15 protein-coding genes are annotated in these 19453 nt (G+C 42.1%); 2 read left to right on the top strand and 13 right to left on the bottom strand.

Going from position 1 to position 19453, the window contains the following annotated elements; genetic code table 11:
• Window positions 1-9: 9 nt before the first annotated feature.
• The 9 genes from DTOX_RS06575 to DTOX_RS06535 all read right to left on the bottom strand — a co-directional run bounded on the left by DTOX_RS06575 (window position 10) and on the right by DTOX_RS06535 (window position 14645).
• Window positions 10-972 carry a 4Fe-4S dicluster domain-containing protein gene (locus DTOX_RS06575; protein ID WP_015756947.1) on the bottom strand — a complete coding sequence of 321 codons (963 nt, stop codon included), beginning with the start codon at window positions 970-972 and terminating at the stop codon, window positions 10-12.
• Complete coding sequence (locus tag DTOX_RS06570) at window positions 969-1403, bottom strand: hydrogenase iron-sulfur subunit (RefSeq protein WP_015756946.1); 435 nt, start codon at window positions 1401-1403, stop codon at window positions 969-971. The genes DTOX_RS06575 and DTOX_RS06570 overlap by 4 nt, the downstream gene beginning before the upstream one ends.
• On the bottom strand, window positions 1394-3376 hold the full coding sequence (locus DTOX_RS06565; RefSeq protein WP_015756945.1) for a CoB--CoM heterodisulfide reductase iron-sulfur subunit A family protein: 1983 nt from the start codon (window positions 3374-3376) through the stop codon (window positions 1394-1396). Before DTOX_RS06565 ends, DTOX_RS06570 begins: the two co-directional genes overlap by 10 nt.
• A 35-nt stretch (window positions 3377-3411) precedes the next feature.
• Window positions 3412-4269 (bottom strand): CoB--CoM heterodisulfide reductase iron-sulfur subunit B family protein, encoded by an 858-nt coding sequence (locus DTOX_RS06560; protein ID WP_015756944.1) that lies wholly within the window; start codon window positions 4267-4269, stop codon window positions 3412-3414.
• On the bottom strand, window positions 4266-4847 hold the full coding sequence (locus DTOX_RS06555) for a 4Fe-4S dicluster domain-containing protein (RefSeq protein WP_015756943.1): 582 nt from the start codon (window positions 4845-4847) through the stop codon (window positions 4266-4268). Before DTOX_RS06555 ends, DTOX_RS06560 begins: the two co-directional genes overlap by 4 nt.
• 335 nt (window positions 4848-5182) lie before the next feature.
• A complete protein-coding gene (locus tag DTOX_RS06550; protein ID WP_015756942.1) occupies window positions 5183-9625 on the bottom strand; it encodes an NAD(P)-binding protein in 4443 nt (1480 codons plus the stop codon).
• Window positions 9626-9668: 43 nt separating this feature from the next.
• The gene (locus tag DTOX_RS06545; RefSeq protein ID WP_015756941.1) at window positions 9669-10550 is read right to left on the bottom strand and encodes a CoB--CoM heterodisulfide reductase iron-sulfur subunit B family protein; all 882 of its coding nucleotides are present in this window, start codon (window positions 10548-10550) and stop codon (window positions 9669-9671) included.
• The gene (locus DTOX_RS06540) at window positions 10547-11125 is read right to left on the bottom strand and encodes a 4Fe-4S dicluster domain-containing protein (RefSeq protein WP_015756940.1); all 579 of its coding nucleotides are present in this window, start codon (window positions 11123-11125) and stop codon (window positions 10547-10549) included. Before DTOX_RS06540 ends, DTOX_RS06545 begins: the two co-directional genes overlap by 4 nt.
• Window positions 11126-11771: 646 nt before the next feature.
• On the bottom strand, window positions 11772-14645 hold the full coding sequence (locus tag DTOX_RS06535; RefSeq protein WP_015756939.1) for a helicase C-terminal domain-containing protein: 2874 nt from the start codon (window positions 14643-14645) through the stop codon (window positions 11772-11774).
• A 153-nt stretch (window positions 14646-14798) separates the two neighbouring features.
• Between DTOX_RS06535 and DTOX_RS06530 the strand changes: the two genes are divergently transcribed.
• Together DTOX_RS06530 and DTOX_RS06525 are read left to right on the top strand one after the other, a co-directional pair.
• Entirely contained in the window at window positions 14799-15578 is a 780-nt protein-coding gene (locus DTOX_RS06530; protein WP_015756938.1) for a hypothetical protein, read from the top strand.
• Between the two features lie 19 nt (window positions 15579-15597).
• Window positions 15598-16320, top strand: a complete 723-nt coding sequence (locus DTOX_RS06525) for a metallophosphoesterase (RefSeq protein ID WP_015756937.1) — start codon at window positions 15598-15600, stop codon at window positions 16318-16320.
• A gap of 4 nt (window positions 16321-16324) precedes the next feature.
• On the opposite strand, the gene DTOX_RS06520 is transcribed toward DTOX_RS06525, so the two are convergent.
• The 4 genes from DTOX_RS06520 to mce are packed head-to-tail and all read right to left on the bottom strand — an operon-like array spanning window position 16325 to window position 19430.
• Complete coding sequence (locus tag DTOX_RS06520) at window positions 16325-17011, bottom strand: metal-dependent hydrolase (RefSeq protein ID WP_015756936.1); 687 nt, start codon at window positions 17009-17011, stop codon at window positions 16325-16327.
• Window positions 17012-17050: 39 nt separating this feature from the next.
• Entirely contained in the window at window positions 17051-17479 is a 429-nt protein-coding gene (locus DTOX_RS06515; protein ID WP_015756935.1) for an acyl-CoA carboxylase biotin carboxyl carrier protein subunit, read from the bottom strand.
• A gap of 14 nt (window positions 17480-17493) precedes the next feature.
• Window positions 17494-19029 (bottom strand): acyl-CoA carboxylase subunit beta, encoded by a 1536-nt coding sequence (locus tag DTOX_RS06510; protein WP_015756934.1) that lies wholly within the window; start codon window positions 19027-19029, stop codon window positions 17494-17496.
• On the bottom strand, window positions 19029-19430 hold the full coding sequence (gene mce / locus DTOX_RS06505) for a methylmalonyl-CoA epimerase (protein WP_042316838.1): 402 nt from the start codon (window positions 19428-19430) through the stop codon (window positions 19029-19031). Before mce ends, DTOX_RS06510 begins: the two co-directional genes overlap by 1 nt.
• Window positions 19431-19453: the final 23 nt, after the last annotated feature.

Below are 19453 nucleotides of genomic sequence, written 5' to 3'. Positions count from 1 at the left end.
GTTGAAAAGCTACATAAATTCTTCCGGGTCTTCAGTCACAAAGCAGCCCAGTGCCGGGCCAGTTTCAAGGTCTGCACCGGGAATCGGGGCATCGTATAACTCCTGCAGATCTTTAAGTATCTTTTGGTTTAAATGTCTCAAGGGTATATTCACCGGACAGACTCGATCACACTCGCCGCAATCCACACAGCGCCCGGCTACGTGAAAAGCTCTGATTAAATGAAAAGAGGTGTTGTTGGACAGGTTATTTATTCTGTCTACCCAGGCAGGTTTAGCCTGATTGAAGATACACTCCTGGCAGGTACAGGCCGTGCATACATTGCGGCAAGCATAACAACGCAAGCAGCGGCTGAAATACATATCCCAGTATTCACTTTTTTCCTTAACGTTCAATTTCTCCAAACTTTCAACCTCTGAGTACTTAACCGCTGCCGGGTTTTCCTTAGCTGCAGGTCCCAGCATTATATCAAACACTACCGGATTATGATTATAACAGCTATAGCATTTAGTGATTAAGCTGTCTTTTGCAGCAAAACTGAAGTCACCGCTTGATGTATGCAAAGTAAACTTCTCCTCTTGCTCGCTGCACCTTTCCAGTTCCAATTGATAACCTGTTGTCTTGGCAACTTTCTCCGCCTCCAGAATACCGGTGCAGGGAACGCCCAGCAAAACGATTTTATCCCGTTCTATTTGATTATCTTGAATCAAACGGTTAACCGCACGTGAATCACAGCCTTTAATCACCACAGCTATTTTACCGGGCAAATACCTGTATTCAATTAAATACTTGGCCAGGTTATTAATACAAAAAGGATTCCAGATAAGGCTGTCCACAAAGTCCGGGTGGCGTACAAAAACAGGTGTTACACGGAAAGGGTCAGAACCCCTTCCATAACCGATAACCAGTTGAACAACCTGATCCTCTAATAACTTCCTGGCCTGTTTTCTTAATTCCAGAGTGATATTATTCATTTTTCTTCCCTCATTTTTTTGTTTGGGCCAAGCATGGCAATGTTTTCGCTTAACTCTTTAACGGTTTGAGCAAATTTATCCCCTTCTGAACCGGAAATCCAGCGTGTATTAAATCTTCCAGGTTCAAAACCTACAAATTCCATTAAACGCTTAAACACCTGATAACGCCTTCTGGTATAATAATTGCCATTAACATAATGGCAGTCGCCGGGATGTCAGCCGGAAACCATTACACCGTCAGCGCCTTTTTGAAAGGCCTTAAGTATAAATTGAGGGTTTACTCTGCTGGAGCAAGGCACCCTGATTATTTTTATGTTAGTGGGATAGCTGAGCCTGCTGATGCCCGCTAAATCAGCTCCTGCATAAGCACACCAGTTGCAGCAAAAACCTATAATTTTAGGCTCGTATTTTTCACCTGTGTCTACAGACATATAGCATCCACCTCCGCCAACAGCTGTTCATCAGAAAAACCTTTTAGATTAACTGCACCGGAACGGCAAGCTACAGTACACGAACCGCAACCCTGGCAAAGACCGCTGTTAACATGAGCTACGGTGCGTTCAATGACTTGCCCGCCTAAACGTTCAGATATAGTTTTAGCTTCGATTGCCTTATAAGGACATACTTTTTGGCAGGCCAGGCAACCATGACAAATCGACTGGTTAACTTGTGCCACCATAGGATCAGCTGCCATTTCCCTTCTGGAAAAGAGTACACAAACTTTAACCGCGGCGGCACTTGCCTGAGCTACGGTATCAGGAATATCTTTAGGTCCCTGACATGTACCGGCCAAAAATATGCCGGCTGTATTTGTTTCCACCGGCCTTAGCTTGGGGTGAGCCTCCTGATAAAAACCATCTCCGTCTACTGAAAAACCTACCAGCCTGGCAGTATCTTGCGCTGTTTTAGCCGGTATCATAGCTGTAGCCAGGACTACCAGGTCAGCTTCTACTTCCACCTGGCGCCCCATCAGAGTATCCGCACCCTTAACCAGTAGCCTGTCACCGCTGGTTAAGATTTTTGATACCCTGCCCCTTATATATTGAGCTCCTTCATCCGTAGTGCGTTTATAAAATTCTTCATAACCTTTGCCGGGAGTCCTCACATCAATATAGAAGACAAAAGCCTGTGCATCGGCAATTTTTTCTATAACCTGATGGGCATGCTTGGCTGTATACATGCAGCAGGCACGTGAGCAATAAGCTTTTCCTTTGGCCTCATCTCTGGAGCCGACACATTTGACAAAAACCACATTTTTCGGCTCTTTGCCGTCTGACGGACGGATAATCTTTCCGCCGGTAGGCCCCGAGGCATTAACCATTCTCTCAAATTGCAAACCGGTAATAACATCGGGATACTTACCGTAACCATATTCACCATATGCTTTAGCCCAATCAAAAAGTTCATAGCCGGTAGCCATGACTATAGCACCGACTTCTATTTCCAGGTTTTCATCTTTTTGCTCATAGTCTATAGCTCCCACCGGGCATACTTTCTGACAAACTCCGCACTTTTGCTCAGTTAAATACCTGCAGTTTTCCGCATCTATACTGGGCTTATTGGGCACAGCCTGGGGAAAAGGAATATATATGGCCTTACGTAAACTTAAATTCAGATTAAATTCACTCGGCACCTTTTTAGGACATTTTTCCCAACAGGTACCGCACCCGGTACACTTTGTATGATCCACAAAACGAGCTTTCTGCTTAACCTTCACCGTAAAATTTCCTATATAACCGCTGACTTCAACAACTTCACAGCAGGTCAAAAGCTCAATATTGGGGTGCTCAGCCACCGCGACCATTTTTGGAGTACTGATACAGGCTGAACAGTCCATAGTCGGAAAAGTCTTGTCCAGCATTACCATTTTACCACCAATGGTTGGCTCCTTTTCCAGCAGCACTACCTTGTGCCCGGCGTCTGCTATATCCAGAGCTGTCTGTATACCTGCAATACCGCCCCCGATAACCAGCGCCCTTTTTGTTATCGGAATGCTGCTTTCAGAAAGAGGTTCCAGATTAACAACTTTAGCCACCGCCCGCCTCACCAAGTCAATTGCTTTTTCAGTAGCTTTTTCCGGTTCTTTGCTATGGACCCAGGAACAATGCTCCCTTATATTAGCTATTTCCAATAAATAAGGGTTGAGACCGGCCCTGGCAATAGTCTTGCGAAAGGTTTGCTCGTGCAGGCGAGGAGAGCAGGCCGCAATAACCACTCTGTCCAGCCGGTGTTCTTTAATAGCATCAACAATCATTTTTTGGCCCGGTTCTGAACAGGTATATTTATAATCAACACTGTGCACAACGTATGGAAATTTGCCGGCTTCAGCAGCCAGTCTGGCAACGTCAACGACACCGCCAATATTTGAACCGCACCAGCAAACAAAAACCCCTACCCGCTTCATAAAAATCGCCCCTATAACCCAATTATTTATTCATTCTAAACAATCAGTTTGAGAATATGCTTGGTATCTATAAAATGATCTCTTAAGCACAAAGCCTCAGGCTTTATCCCCAGAGCCAACCCGACCAGCTGTGTAAAATAAAACACAGGCAAGTTGTAATCTGTTTCATAAGCTTTATTGACTTTCTTTTGACGCATGTCCAGATTAAAATGGCAGAGCGGACACGCGGTAACAATGCAATTTGCTCCGGCAGACTTTGCATCGGCAAGAATCTTATTGGCCAACTTTAATACTATGTCCTCATTTGACATAGCCAAGGCTGCTCCGCAGCATTCAGTTTTATAATTCCACTCCAGTGTTTGGGCTCCCAAATTCTGCAACAAGTTATCCATAATTGTCGGGTTTTCCGGATCATCTATCTGAATATCCCTGGGCCTAACCATCAAGCAACCATAATAAACAGCAATTTTTAGATTCTTTAAACTTTTAACTACTTTTGCCAGTATTTGTGATTGATTCATTTCAGCAATTACTTCCAATATGGATTTTACCTTTACTCCACCTCGGTAAGGTTTTCCAGTAATGTGGTTAATTTTTTCACAAAGTTGGGTATCATTTTTCATCTCTACATTAGCCATGGCCAGACGCTGGTAGCAAGCAGCACAGGAGGCGGTGCAGTCAAGTCCCATTTCCTCTACCAGCGCCAGGTTACGGGCAGACAAGGCTATTCCAAGCAGGTGGCTGGTGCTGTGTCCGGGAGTGGAACCACAGCAACTCCAATCAGGTATCTCCATCAACTCTATTCCCAATGCCTTGCAGACTGCTCTTGTAGATATATCATATTCTTTGGCGCTGGTATGATCACAGCAACCAGGATAATAGGCATATCTCATTTGGATTTATCCTCCAATTCTTTAACTCTTTTAAAGAGCAGAGCCATCTCCTTGTAATTTTCATTGCGCATCGGTACGAATTTAATTTTACCACGTGTAAACATGGCCAGACCGGTGTCCGCATCTCTTAAATAATTCTTTGATTTCAAATTAAAATTAAGCATCATGCCCAATTCATACAATCTTCCGTTATCTTTCACTGTATTTAAAAAGCTGTCATAAAATAAAGCTATATCTTTTGCTCTGCCCTCCAGCTTTATTCCTTGCCGTTTAGCCATCCCACGCAGGCAATCCATTATTTTAGCTATGTCAATGTTGCGCGGGCATCTGGATGTACAGGTGGAACAATAGGCGCAGATCCAAATAGACTGGCTCCTTAACGCTTCGTCTTTTAAGCCAAGTTGAACCATCCGAACAATACTGTTTGGTGAATAATCCATATCTAAGGCAACCGGACAACCCGCTGTGCATTTACCACATTGGTAGCACTGCTGCACGGGTTGTCCGCTTTCACCACTGACATATTTAATGAAATCCTGGTTATCCTTTATTATGGTTGTTAAATTTATAGCTGACATAGTAGTACTCCTTTTACTTTAAATCTCTTATGCCAGTACACTAGTTTATTATCGCATATTTCGCTATATTTAACAACTGGCATTGATTGTAGGCTTGCCCATAATACAAGCAAATTTTATGCCAGTTTTCAGACAAATCTATATATTCGTACGTTTTAAAGGAAAATATCAATATAATATCAAGAGTTCAATTATTATCAAAAGACCTTTTTTTTCTACATGATGTATCATAAGAATACACTTGTTGTATTTATGATCAGTTGTATTATCTAAATGCAACAGTAATAAAAAACCGGGGTATGCTTAGCGCATACCCCGGTTTTTTATTCTATAGCTTAACTGGCACTATCGTTAATCTCATAAAACATACCTTCAACCTTACCGATTAACTGAATATCTTTATAATGCTGCAATTGAATAGCCTTATTAGGACACTCTCCAACGCAGGTACCGCAACCCTGGCACTGTACCGATTCAATTTGCGCCCTATGCCGCTCATTAATCTTAGGTACACCAAACGGACAGGTACGGACACAAGTCAGGCAGGCAGCACACTTATCTTCATCAACTACAGCTACTACACCACCTACCATTAAGTTCTCTTTAGATAAAATGGTGCAAGCTCGTGCAACAGCACCTTGAGCCTGGGAAATAGCTTCGCCTACAAACTTCGGCGAGTGGGCTGTACCGCAAAGGAAAATACCCTGAGACGGGAAGTCCACCGGAGCTAATTTGGCGTGAGTCTCTACAAAGAAACCGTCCTCGTTTAAGGTAAGTTTCATTAAGTTAGCTATACCTTCCACTCCTTCTGAAGCCTCTGTTGAGGAGGCTAAAGACAGGATGTCCGGATTCAACTTCAATACAGTACGAGAAGCCGCATCCAGAACCTGCAAACTCAGCTTACCATCAGCAGCAGAATTAACCTTAATGTCCTTCTTGCTGTCATAAGGAACAAAGATAACACCAATTTCTCTGGCTTCCTTATAATATTTTTCCATATATCCATAGGTACGCATATCACGGTGCAGTATAAATACCTGGGTATTCGGATTTTGTTTCTTAATCTGCAATGCATTCTTGACAGACTGTCCGCAACAAGTTCTGCTGCAGTATTTTAAACCGTCAATTTCCGGTGTTGTAACACACTGAATAAAGACTACTTGCTTGGAGGCAGGATCAAACTTACCTGTATTAAGCAAACTCTCTAATTGCTGGTTGGTAATGACTTTGTCATTTGCACCATACAGAAACTCTTGCGGTGTTTTCTCCTTACCACCGGTAGCGACAACAGCCACACCATGACTTAAATCTATCTTGGCACCGGCTTGGTTAATGGTTGAAACAAAGTTACCTTTATGACCATGGAAATCATATAATTCCGCTTCGGTGTAAATCTCAATCAACGGATTATTCTTAACCTTGTTAATGGTTTCATTAAGGTGTTCCTGCATATTTTCACCGGTCAAATTAGTGTAAATATGCTTCATTGTGCCACCCAGTTCTTTTTCTTTCTCAATTAAATAGCAAGGATAGCCCTGCTCAGCAAAGGACAGAGCAGCAGTCATACCGGCTATACCACCGCCTACCACCAGTGCCTTTTGTACAACAGGTGACGGCTCTAAATACAGAGGATCATGATACTTAACTTTACCGATAGCGCCTTTAACTAAGTCAATGGCTTTCTCGGTTGCTCTTTCCGGATTATCACGGTGCACCCAGGAGCACTGATCCCGAATGTTAGCCATTTCAAAGTAGAACTGGTTCAAACCACCTAATTTCAAACCTTCTCTGAACAAGGCTTGGTGAGTACGCACCGTACAAGAGGCTACAACAATACGGTTTAAGCCCTTTTCCTTAATGAGATCTCCAATGCTCTTAACAGTATCCTCTGAGCAGGTATACAGGTAATTATTCGCAAACTCAACCCCGGGCATCTTTTTAGCTGCTTCTACAACCTTTTCAACATCAACTACACCGGCAATATTTATACCGCAGTGACAAACAAATACACCGATGCGCGGTTCCTGTCCCAAAACATCAATTTCAACCGGATAGTCTTTTCCTTTAACCATAGTGCCTCGGGCACTGGCTATCAGACCACCGGCACTACCGGCTGCAGCACTGGCATTAACAACTGTTTCCGGAATATCACGCGGACCCTGGAATGCACCTGCAACAAAAACACCGTCGCGGGTTGTCTTAGTGGGAGTAGCCATGTCTGTCTTGGCAAAACCGTATTCGTTCAACTCAAAACCTACAGTCTTGGACAGAAGCTGGGCTTCCTTCGGCGGCAATACACCTATAGCCAGTACAACCAGATCAAATTCTTCTTCCTTAATTTCCCCGTCTGCAATATATTTAATAAACAGATTATTAGTAGCGGGATCTTCCTTGATTTTAGAAATCATACTGCGAACATAGCGAACGCCTGATTCTTTAGCAGAATTAACGTATTTGTCAAAGTTTTTACCATAAGAGCGAATATCCAGATAGAAGATAGTCGCCTCAATACGATTGTCATGCTCTTTTGCAATAATAGCTTCTTTGGTCGAATACATGCAACAAATGGAAGAACAATACTCAGAGCCATTGTTGCAATCTCTGGAGCCAACGCACTGAATAAAGGCCACTCTAATCGGATCCTTATGATCAGACGGACGATAAATATGTCCGCCCTTCGGACCGGTTGGACTCATGAAACGCTCAAATTCAATACTCGTGATCACGTTTGGATAGATACCGTAGCCATATTCACCTTTAAGCTTGGCATCAAACAGATCAAAACCAGGCACCAGTACGATGGAACCTACATTCAAATCAACGATCTCTTCCCTTGCATTGTGGTCAATAGCATTCTTTTTACAAACATCCACACACTGCAGGCATTCGCAACAACCACCGCAATTTAAACAGCGCTCTGCTTCAGCCACAGCCATATCTTCAGTATAACCCAACTCAACCTCATCAAAATTAGTCTTTCTCTTCTCGGCAGAGATCATGGGCATTTTCGGACGATTTTCAAACGGTATATCTTCCGGCATAACAAAAGGATTTTCAGACGGAGGAACCTCCTGGAAGAACTCAAACTTAAATTCTTCCGGCTTGCCGCCCTCCAGATAGTAATCTATAGCGTTTGCAGCTTTATTACCGGCAGCAATTGCCTCAACAGCTGTGGCAGGACCGGTAACAACATCACCGCAAGCATACACACCCGCCATACCGGTAGCCATGGAGTTTTTATCAACTACAATCTTACCGGAACCTACGATACTGTCACTGACACCGTTCATATCGGCAGCCTGGCCAATAGCCATAATCACAGTATCAACATCCATCAGATACTCGGAACCTTCTACCGGAACAGGTCTGCGTCTGCCGGAAGCATCAGGTTCACCCAGCGCTTGCTTTTGCAATTCAATCTTAACTACGCTGCCTTTATCCCCAATAAGTTTTGTCGGGTTAGTAAGAATAGCAAGATTAATACCCTCTTCTAAGGCATGTTCAATTTCTTCATGATCAGCGGGCATTTCATCCTGAGAACGACGATAAACAATAGTAGCTTCCTCAGCTCCCAAACGAATAGCTGAGCGAACAACGTCCATAGCCACGTTACCGCCACCGACAACAACAACTTTTTTGCCAACAACAACCGGCTCGCCGAGGTTAACCTTACGAAGAAAGTCAACACCGTTCATAACACCGTTTAGATCAGTGCCTTCTATATTCATAGTGGTTCCTTTTTGGCAACCTATAGCCAGCAGAACCGCTTCATAACCCTGTTCTTTCAAACTTTCCAAAGTAAAGTCTTTGCCTAAAGCCTGGCCATACTTGATTTCCACACCCATCTTCTGAATGCGGGCAATCTCAGCTTCAATAATATCCTTGGTTAAGCGGTATTCGGGAATACCAACTCTTAACATACCGCCGCCAACCGGCAAAGCTTCAAATATAGTAACTTGATAGCCTTTTAAGGCCAGGAAATTAGCGCCTGCCAAACCACCGGGGCCAGCACCGATAATGGCAATCTTTTTATTTTTCTTAACGGTAATTTCAGGAGCGGGATTATCACCTAACAATATGCGGTCAGCTAAGAACCGCTTAATATTTTTAATGGCTACCGGATCGTCTGCTTTTCCTCTATTACAAGCAGACTCACAGGGACGTGTACAAATGCGTCCACAAATAGAAGCCAGGGGGTTCTTTTCATGTACCAGAGCCAGAGCCTCGTCAAACTTTCTAACCTTGGTTAATTGAACATAACCCTGCACATTAATTCCTGCCGGACAAGCTTCGCGGCAAGGAGGTGTACCTTTTTTATCAATTAAATATTTGTTTGGCACAGCCTGGGGGAATAACTTATAAACAGCTTTAACGGTACCAATCCCCTGATTGTACTTATTAGGAAGCTCCACGGGACAAACCTGTTCACAATCACTACAAGCTGTACACTCCTCAACATCAACATAGCGAGGTGCTTTCTTTATTTTTACCTGGAAATTGCCCGCTTCCCCTTCTACGTCTATTAACTTGGACACTGTATGAAGTTTAATATTTGGGTGAGACATTGTCTCATTCATTACAGGACCTAACATACACATAGCACATTCATTGGTAGGGAAGGTTTTATCAAGTTGGCCCATTTTACCGCCGACAGAGGGACTGTCTGTTACCAGGTGGACAAGATAGCCCGCGTTAGCTAAATCCTGGGCGGATTGCATTCCGGCAATACCAGCCCCAAGGACTAGAGCCGCGCCTACTGTTTTTTCTTCATTCTTCACGCTATCTCACTGCCTTTATTCAAAATTTTTGACAAGTCATATTTTACAATAAATTGGCTGACTCAAATACAGATACGCTTTCAACCAGGTGCGTCTTTAACCAGCCCTGGGCATCCTTGAGACCCATAGCAAGTCCCATAAGCTCAGTAAAATAAAGTATCGGCATCGGTTTCTCAACAATCTTTTCTTCTATGGCTTTCTGCTGCCTGGTATCCAGGTTGGTAAAACATAACGGACAGGCACAGGCTATCACATCAGCACCGGAAGCTTTGGCCGAAGCAATAATGTTCTTAACCAAGTCTAAAGCAACCTCGGTCTGTGATATTGAAGCGCTTCCGCTGCAGCATTCCGTTTGGGCAGACCATCTAACCGGCTCTGCACCTAATACAGTCATTAGCTTATTCATTTTCTTTGGCTGCTCTGGGTCGTCAATGGCAACCATTTTAGAAGGGCGCAGCAATAAGCAACCGTAATAACAGGCTACTTTTAAGCCTTTTAGAGGGTTAACTACTGTCTTTTTGATATTTGCCAGCATCTCATCAGTTGCAACTATTTCCAGGGCATGCTTGACATTAATAGTAGCTTGATAACTCTTTCCCAGAGTCCAGAGCATCTCACTGTTTATTTCTTTAGCTTGCTCATGACCGTTTCTAACCAGGTAATCAGTTATTTTAGTATTGTTATAGCAAGCGGCACAAGGTATAACCAGATCATTTTGTGCACTTTCCGCAATCGTCAGGTTGCGTAAATTTAAACCGATATTTAGACTTTCACTGGTAGAGTGAGCTGAAGTTGCTCCACAGCAGTTCCAATCAGGAACTTCCTCTAAGGTCAGCCCGAGGCTATTGAAAACTGCCTTAGTGGATAAATCAAATTCTAAAGCCGTGGCATGCAGTGAACATCCAGGATAGTAACTGTATTTCATGCATCCTTCTCCTTTGCCATTTCGAATATTTTCTTAATCTGTTTGGTGCCTCGTATTCTTTCCGGAAGTATTTTAAATTTGCCGCGTTTAAACATTTCTAAACCCATTTCCAGATCATCCGTGTAAGTTTTGGTTTTATGCTTGTACAGGCCGACCATCCCCAATTCATGTGTACGACCCAGCAATTTAACAGCGGTAAGGAAAGAATTATGGAAATGACAGATTTTATTTTCCTTCTTAACCCTGTTTTCTTTAATAGCGATGGCTTTTAAAGCATCCATTATGGCAGACGAATCAATATCATTGGGACAACGGTTTTTACAGGTTTTACAAGCCGTACATACCCAATAACTGTTAGCAGCTAAAAGTCTTTCCCGGTCACCCAGTTGAATGGCCCTAACAACTTCATTGACTTTTAAATCCATAACAAAATTTACACTACAACCGGCGCTGCACTTTTTGCACTGATAACACCTGCTGATATTCTGGTGCGTCATCTGTTGGATTTCCTGCAACAGGGACCCCGAAGGAGAGAATTCTGTTCCGGGGGCCGTACTGCAAATTTCATTTTCCATCAAAGCTTGCTCCCTCCAGTCCGTAAATATATTGGCTCAGCATATCATAAACTTAAATAAATTAAGTTATAATCACTCCCTTCAATTTTTTCATCTGGCAAAAAACTGATACTACAAATTAATTTTTTAAGATTAGTATAACATAAAGAGGATTATTGATTAACAATTGTTTTTGTTTTAAAAAGTTCAAAAATTCAGCCTATTGAAACTATAAACAAGTACTGACTAATTTCTTTTCTATATCGAGAGTTAAAATTCCTCTAAAATTGAGAAAGTTTTTAATAATTAAACTAAAAATAAAAACGGCAAGCCCTTGGCCTGCCAAAATCTATTCTACTTCCAAAACCTGAGTAAAAAAGTTCTTAAAAAAGACGGAAGTTTTACATAGTATACCTTCATGATGATAACCACCCCTTTTATCTATGATTAAATCCCTATATCCTATTAACCATACCACACAAATGTGCATAAGAAAGTCGCTGAAGCGACTTTCAAGCAGCCATAGGCACTCGTACTCGTCGGAAATTATGCATTGCTTACCTTACTAATCCACTGACTCAACATAAGCATAATTTCCTAGAGTATAAAATAACAGCTATCCTGATATCAGCCTTGTCAACATGATCACCGTCTCACGATACCACTTTTATATTTTCACCGTGCTCTTTTTTTTGCCCAACCAATCAGTCATCTGAGTCAGCAGGTTTTCCATATCCCCTCTCTGGTGGTGCTTCAAGGGAAGTGAATTAAGGAAATAACGCCCGTATTTCTTCTGTATAATTCTTTTATCAAGTACAATTACTGCTCCGTAGTCTCGACTGCTTCTAATTAATCTGCCAAAGCCCTGTTTAAAACGAATTACTGCTTGAGGCAGGCTGAATTCCCAAAAACCGTTTTTACCCTGCTTGATCAGGCTTTCCAACCTGGCTTCAATAATAGGGATACTGGGCGCCCAAAACGGCAGCTTAACTATGATCACAGAACTTAAACTGTCACCCGGGATATCAATCCCTTCCCAAAAGCTTGCGGTTCCAAATAAAACAGCTTTCTTGTTTCTAACAAACTCTTCAATTAAAGCTGAACGGGATCCGTCAATATTGTGGCCTAATAACAATATCTCCTTATCTTCCAATACCGGCTTTAGCCGTAAATATGTTTGTTTTAAGCTTCGGTGTGAAGTAAAAAGCACCAGGGTTTTCCCCTGCGAAACATTTACCAATTTCTCTATTATATTCGCCAGTTCCGTATGATAGAATTGCTCAGGCACTTCGTTTTGACTTGGCAAATCGGAAGTAAGAAAAAGTTTGGCCTGCTTTCCGTAATTAAAAGGGGAATCTATTTGCAATTCACTTATTTCTTCTGTGTACAAATTCAATCCTACGCGTTCTTTAAAATAATCAAAAGAACCGGCAATGGACAATGTGGCTGAAGTTAAAATTACCGCTTTTTTAGAAGCAAAGAGTTTTTCATAAAGCAGTTTTCCTATGTCAATGGGAGAAGAGCGCAGGGTTATATAAGTGTTGCTTTGAAAATAATTTTTTTCCATCCAATAAACAAAATTTGGATCACTGTGGGTTAGAATAAACTCTATGGAAGCAAAAAGCTGCGTTCCCAGGTTTAAATGCAGTGAAAATATTTTCGCCGTGTTAACCCACTTCTCATACTGTGCAGCCCAGATTTCAAGCTTCAACATTATTTTCTTCAGATTATCCATGAGAATTTTAAATCCGGTTAATAAGTTGTCCTCTTCGACTAACAATTGTTCTTGACCGGCTTCTTTATAAAGTCTGCTGACGCATAAACCGCCTGCATTTTGGTTTGCCGCTTCTACAGGTTCTTCAGCATAATCATTGATACTATGTTCGGTTCTTAATAAGTTAAAATATACTCCGGACGCATGACGGATATCCTCAACAGACTTACGAACAGCATAAATTTTCTGGTCGAAGTTATTATTTGCCTCCGCAGCCGGATTGTGAGAAAGCTTAATTGCCAGTTTATCTGTACTTTCCAGCCAGCGCTTGATACTGCTTTCGGAAATCATATAGCCAAAATGCTCTGTGGCAACATTCTCTAAGTGATGTGCCTCATCAATTACCAGCGGCCCATAAGACGGTAAAATTCGATTTTCCACCTGCAAATCAGAACATAGAAGAGAGTGATTGATAATTATCAGGTCCGAGTTTTCCGCTGTCTTTTTAGCTCTGCTGACAAAACAGGCTTTTTGAAACCAGTGACATTGATTGCCTTTACACCTGTCACTGTCAGCCGAAATTTTTGACCAGTAATCATATTCCGCACCGTTTAAATTAATCTCACTGCGATCTCCGGTCTGTGTTTTTGTCAACCAAACCAGAATACGGCTGTAAAACAAGGCTTCCCAGCGACTATGATTATCCGTGCTTGAAAATACTTCAGACCACCGGCTAAGACACAGGTAATTTTGTCTTCCCTTGACCAAGGCTGCCCGGAAGCTTTTCCCAAACATCTGTTGCAACATTGGAATATCCTTAAACCATAGCTGTTCCTGGAGGTTTATCGTGTGAGTTGAAACGACTACTCTCTCCCGGTTTTGTGCGGACCACAATACAGCGGGCACCAGGTAAGCCATTGATTTACCGGTACCGGTCCCTGCTTCGGTAAGCAGCAGGGACTGCTTGTTAAGTGTTTGGGCTACTGCCACAGACATTTGCAACTGTTGGGGACGGTGCTCATAATGAGGGTGCTGTTTGGCCAACTCCCCTTCCGGGCCCAGGATATCAACTACTTGTTTTTGATTCAAATTAGAGACATACACTTGTACAGTTTCATTTGAGGACTCAAAGAACGAGCTCTGTTCATCTTCAAGCACTGCGTTAGTCTGTAAATCAGTGCCGACCAACGGCCTGCCAGACAGGAAGTAGTTTTTTACTACACCGGCGGTTAGGCCTTGCATAAAGTTGATTAAAGGGCTTTCCGGAGTTTTATTTAAAATATTATTTAATTTTACTAACAGCTCAGGTTCCATTCCTCGAAAACCCTCACGGAGCTTTAGAAAAACCCTGGCCGTCAACAAAGCCATTTCTCCGGCCAAAATATTATCAGACGAAGATAAAATGTCATCCGTATTAAATAAATACTCATAGAGATTAGCCAGCCGGTAATTAATTAAAGTAGGGTATAATATCTGAGCCAATTGTACAACATCCAAACAAAGATTAGGCAGTGGGTAACCTGCCGCGGCCGAAAAAAAGATATATATTAAATCCGCTTCACAGCTGACCAGGGTTGAAGCTCCGATAAAACTCAGTATTTCCGGCAGCAGCTCGTTAAAAAAAGGTTTATCTGCCAGAGTCTCATCAGAAAGTCCGGTTATATTTTTAACCCTTACAGGCAGTTTACGGGCAGGCTTGCTGTAAAAAGAAATTGTTTCCGCTATTTGAGAGCCGCTGACTCTGACCAGGCTTGTTTCGATAACGTCTTCTTTTAGGGGGTCATTACCAGTGGTAATTATATGGGCTACGACAAAGTTTTCCAACAACTAATTTCACTCCATAAATATTACTTTCTATCAATATAATTATTCTGGTCGGAGAATACAATTCCTTTATATTTTTTTTAGTTGCAGGAACATAATAGTAAACAGCGAAAAATTAATAATATAGAACAATAAGAGCATAACGGGGGTTATATTTTGACCGTAAAACAAGAACAACTGGAAGATGTTTTAGCAAAAATAGAAGCTGCAGTCGGAACCGGCTGGCTGGAGAAATGGGTACATGAGATCAAGGAATTAGAATTTGCCTCTACACCTGTTAAAAGTTACCGGGAACTGGCGGAAAAAGTTCCGCCGCTGGCCGTAATTTGGTGCTTGGCAAGCGATGAGCTAATAATGATTGCTTTAACAGGGCTTGTAAAAATGACAGGCATACTAAGTGCCGCTTACGAAATCGGCATTAATATGCATGACTGTGCACATCTGGAGGGATTTGCCGAGCACTTAAAAATGTTAAAAAGCCGTAATCAGAGTATATTTCTACAAAGACGGTATTTACAAGCAATAGCCGCAGGTTATTCCAGATTGGGCTACCAACCTTTGCTGACAGACCAATTATCCTTAAAAGAGAAAGACACGCAGATAAATATTATCTGCCGGGTTATTGAGAGCAATCCAAATGATCAGGTAAAAACCGATCTCAGCGTCATATGTTCAGAAATAAATCTTATCAATAAACCTGCCATTCTCTATATTAATATTCCCCGGAAGGCAGGGGAAACCGGTGACCTGTTAACATGTTATACAAAGCATATTGCCTCTCTGGCCGCGGAATACAAAAATATTTGCCAATTCATATTGACAAGCGGCTATGATACGCCTGGCAAGAACAACCCGGTTTATTACAGTATCAGCATAGAAAATATAAATTCTACTTTAAAGTTGCCGGAGTGTTTTAAACTCTACCTTCCCGGTTAGTAGATTTGGGAGGCTAAAGATGGCTATTTTTGCAATCAGTGATTTACACCTTTCCTTTGATCGGCCTGTTAACCCCAGGGACTGGAACAGTGCTTCTCAGCATAAACCAATGGACATATTCGGCAAGGATTGGGCAGAACACTACCGAAAAATATATGAGAACTGGAATAAAACTGTAACTGACCAAGATACTGTTTTAGTGCCCGGAGATATTTCCTGGGCTATGCGCCTTACAGAGGCGGTACATGACTTTGAGTTTCTCGGTTTTTTACCCGGTAATATTATAGGTGTACAGGGAAACCATGATTACTGGTGGCAGAGTATCTCTAAAGTTCGCGCCGGGCTGCCGGTCAACACCCGGCTGCTGCAAAATGACCATATAATTATTGATAATATCGCCATATGCGGCACAAGAGGATGGATCTGTCCCAATGATTCATTTTTCGGAGAAAGTGATGAGAAAATTTTTCGCAGAGAACTAATGCGCCTGGATAATTCCTTAAAAAGCATAACATCCTCGGTGAAAGACATTATGGTTATGATGCATTACATGCCAACCAACGATAAGCATGATAAATCAGCTTTTATAGAATTATTGCAGCAATATGGAGTTAGTACGGTAGTTTACGGCCACTTGCACGCTAAAGCCAGCAAATATAGATTACCCGAGCAAAAATGGGGCTTAAATTTTCAACTTGTAAGCGCTGACTATCTAAACTTTACACCTCTGCTGATCAAATAAAAAATTACAACCGGCAACTTTTACCTGGCTTCAGAATTACCACCTGGGACATGGTTTCTTTTTCTACATTATTTTTGAAGAGACCGGCATCCTGTTCTATGAGAGGCCAGGTATTATAATGCATAGGTATAACAGTTTTAGGGTTTAAAAAGCGCACTGCCTCAAGAGCGTCTTCCGGGCCCATGGTAAAATTATCTCCAATAGGCAGTAATGCCAAGTCTAAATCATTAAATTTACCTATCAAACCCATATCGGAAAATAATCCTGTGTCACCGGAATGATAAATGGTCTTACCGTTCATGTTAATGATAAAACCACAGGGATTGCCCAATGTTTCAACCCTTCCGTCTTCAGTTACAACCGAACTCCCATGCAGGGCAGGAGTTAACTTAATTCTGATATCACCGAAGCGGTGACTGCCTCCTATATGCATAGCATGGGTTTTTGCACCGTGTCCGGAACAATAAGCGGCCACTTCATAAACCGAAACAATAACTGCTCCTGTTCTTTTCGCTATTTGCAGGGCGTCGCCCAGGTGGTCACCGTGAGCGTGGCTGAGCAAAATATAATCCACGTTAAATTCCTCTACTGACTGTACTGCTGCCGGATTACCTGATATAAAAGGATCAATTATTATTTTAGCCTGACCTTCCAAATAAAAGCAAGCGTGGCCAATAAAATGAATATGCATACTTATCACCTTTTTTAGAAAATTTTAATGCTTTTGAATTCACTCAAAAACCACTATTGTATCTCCTTGATTAACAAACTGCCCCTTGCTCACAGTTATATGATTGATTTTACCGCTTCGATGAGCTCTCAATTCATTCTCCATTTTCATTGCTTCTAATACGGCAACCAATTCCCCTTTTGCCACTTCCACCCCGACAGCTACAAACAAATCAACCACTATTCCAGCCATGGGTGCTTTAATCTTATTTCCGCTGTCTATTACCCAGCTATCTTGCCCTGAACAAACTTTCTGACTGTTTTCATCAATTGTTTTAACAGAACTTTCAGCTTCTTTATTTAAAGTTTCGTCTTCTAATTCTTCGACAGTCACTCTGTAATTTTTCCCGTTAATGATGACTTGAAATATTCTCGTTTTCGGTGCGTCAGTGAGTGTTTTATCATCGCTAAACAATATTTCTAATAACATTACTAATCACCTCGTTAAAGGGGAATATTGCCGTGTTTTTTGGAGTATCTGAGCTCCCGTTTATCCGATAATACCTCCAAACTCTTGGTAAGCTTTGCCCTGGTTTCACGCGGGTCAATTACCTCATCAACCAAACCGCGGGCACAGGCTATATAAGGATTAACAAATCTTTCCCGGTATTCTCTGGTTTTATCCAGCAAAATTGCATCAGGACTGGCAGAGTTTTTTATTTCCTCACGATAGATAATACTGGCGGCTGCTTCAGGTCCCATTACAGCTATCTCAGCAGTAGGCCAGGCATAAACCATATCCACACCAAGAGAGCGACCGGACATAGCCATATAACCGCCACCGTAAGCTTTACGCAGTATAACGGTGATTTTGGGTACAGTAGCTTCCGCATAGGCATATAGGATTTTTGCACCATGCCGAATAATACCGCCATGTTCCTGATCGGTTCCCGGTAGAAATCCAGGAACATCTACAAATGTAATCAAAGGTATGTTAAAGCAGTCACAAAACCTTACAAAACGCGCAATCTTATCCGATGCCTGAATATCTAAACAACCGGCCAAATAGCAGGGCTGGCTTGCTACGATGCCAACCGTTGCGCCGCTTAAACGGGTAAAACAAGTAATGACATTGGGAGCAAAGTAGCGGTGTATTTCCATTAACTCACTGTTGTCGGCAATGAGTTTTAACAGTCTGCGAACATCGTACTGTTTCTGGGATTGTATGGGAATTATTTTTAAGATTTCCTCCGGATTTCCTTGCGGTGTTTCCGGCGCGATGAGAGGTGGTTTTTCTCTGTTATTAAGAGGTAAATAACTGTATAGCGCTCTAACCATATCTAAACAAGCCTTTTCATCCGGCGCAAGAAAATGAGCCACTCCACTTGACTGGTTATGAGTCATAGCCCCACCCAATTCCTGGTGACTTACTTCTTCACCGGTAACACATTTTACTACCTGCGGACCGGTAATAAACATGCGGCTTTTTTCGGCAACCATAAAAACAAAATCAGTCAGGGCAGGCGAATAGACAGCCCCCCCGGCACAGGCACCCATAACTACCGATATTTGAGGCACAACACCCGAGGCCAGGGTATTTTTGTTTAATATATTGCCGTAACCAACTAACCCATAGATGCCTTCCTGTATCCTGGCACCACCTGATTCGTTTAAGCCTATAATTGGCGCGCCAGTTTTTAAAGCCAAATCCATTATATTACATATTTTTAAGGCCTGCAGTTCTCCCAGAGAACCACCGCGCACGGAAAAATCCTGAGAAAAAATATATACCGACCGGCCTCCTAATTTGCCTGTTCCGGTGATTACACCTTCTCTGCCTACTTTTTGGGCTTCTGACCGACAGTTTTCCCAGTCGGAGCTAACAAAGGTTCCAATTTCCATAAAACTTCCCTGATCCAGTAGATATTCAATGCGCTGTCTGGCAGAAAGAGAACCGTTTTTATCTTTGAATTCCTGATTCTCTGGCTTAAATTGTTTTCTATAGAATTCTAGTTCATCTAAATATTTTTGCATATCCACTAAACATTCTCCTGTATGTCAATGAGTTCGATAAGCACACCGCCCGCGCTTTTGGGGTGCATAAAAGCAATTTTGCTGCCATTTAAGCCGTAATGAGGATAATCAATTATACTATATCCTTGCTGCTGCAATTTTTTCACTGTTTTATCCAGATTCTTAACAGAAAAAGCCAGGTGATGAACTCCCTCCCCGTTATTGGCTATAAATTTAGCTACCGGCCCGCTGGAATCAAGCGACTCCATTAATTCCAGCGTTACACCACCGGTAGAGATATTAGCAACTTTTAAACCGTGATTTTCCAATAATTCCGCGGGAAGAATATCAAAACCCATATCCCGGTAGACAACTAAAGCTTTTTCTAAATTTTTTACTGCAATCCCAACATGATTTATTTTTGGCACATCAGGCAAAGAAAGAAACCCCC

The organism is Desulfofarcimen acetoxidans DSM 771, from assembly GCF_000024205.1.
Taxonomy (GTDB): Bacteria; Bacillota; Desulfotomaculia; order Desulfotomaculales; family Desulfofarciminaceae; genus Desulfofarcimen; species Desulfofarcimen acetoxidans.
Note: the sequence above shows the minus strand (reverse complement) of the source record. Positions and strands in the feature narration are given on the sequence as shown.

Excerpts from the sequence above, each read along its gene's own strand:
- DTOX_RS06520 (WP_015756936.1), bottom strand. The coding sequence starts at position 17,011 with ATGCATATTCATTTTATTGGCCACGCTTGCTTTTATTTGGAAGGTCAG.
- DTOX_RS06555 (WP_015756943.1), bottom strand. The coding sequence starts at position 4,847 with ATGTCAGCTATAAATTTAACAACCATAATAAAGGATAACCAGGATTTC.
- DTOX_RS06560 (WP_015756944.1), bottom strand. The coding sequence starts at position 4,269 with ATGAGATATGCCTATTATCCTGGTTGCTGTGATCATACCAGCGCCAAA.
- DTOX_RS06575 (WP_015756947.1), bottom strand. The coding sequence starts at position 972 with ATGAATAATATCACTCTGGAATTAAGAAAACAGGCCAGGAAGTTATTA.
- DTOX_RS06540 (WP_015756940.1), bottom strand. The coding sequence starts at position 11,125 with ATGGAAAATGAAATTTGCAGTACGGCCCCCGGAACAGAATTCTCTCCT.
- DTOX_RS06565 (WP_015756945.1), bottom strand. The coding sequence starts at position 3,376 with ATGAAGCGGGTAGGGGTTTTTGTTTGCTGGTGCGGTTCAAATATTGGC.
- DTOX_RS06515 (WP_015756935.1), bottom strand. The coding sequence starts at position 17,479 with ATGTTATTAGAAATATTGTTTAGCGATGATAAAACACTCACTGACGCA.
- DTOX_RS06525 (WP_015756937.1), top strand. The coding sequence starts at position 15,598 with ATGGCTATTTTTGCAATCAGTGATTTACACCTTTCCTTTGATCGGCCT.
- DTOX_RS06545 (WP_015756941.1), bottom strand. The coding sequence starts at position 10,550 with ATGAAATACAGTTACTATCCTGGATGTTCACTGCATGCCACGGCTTTA.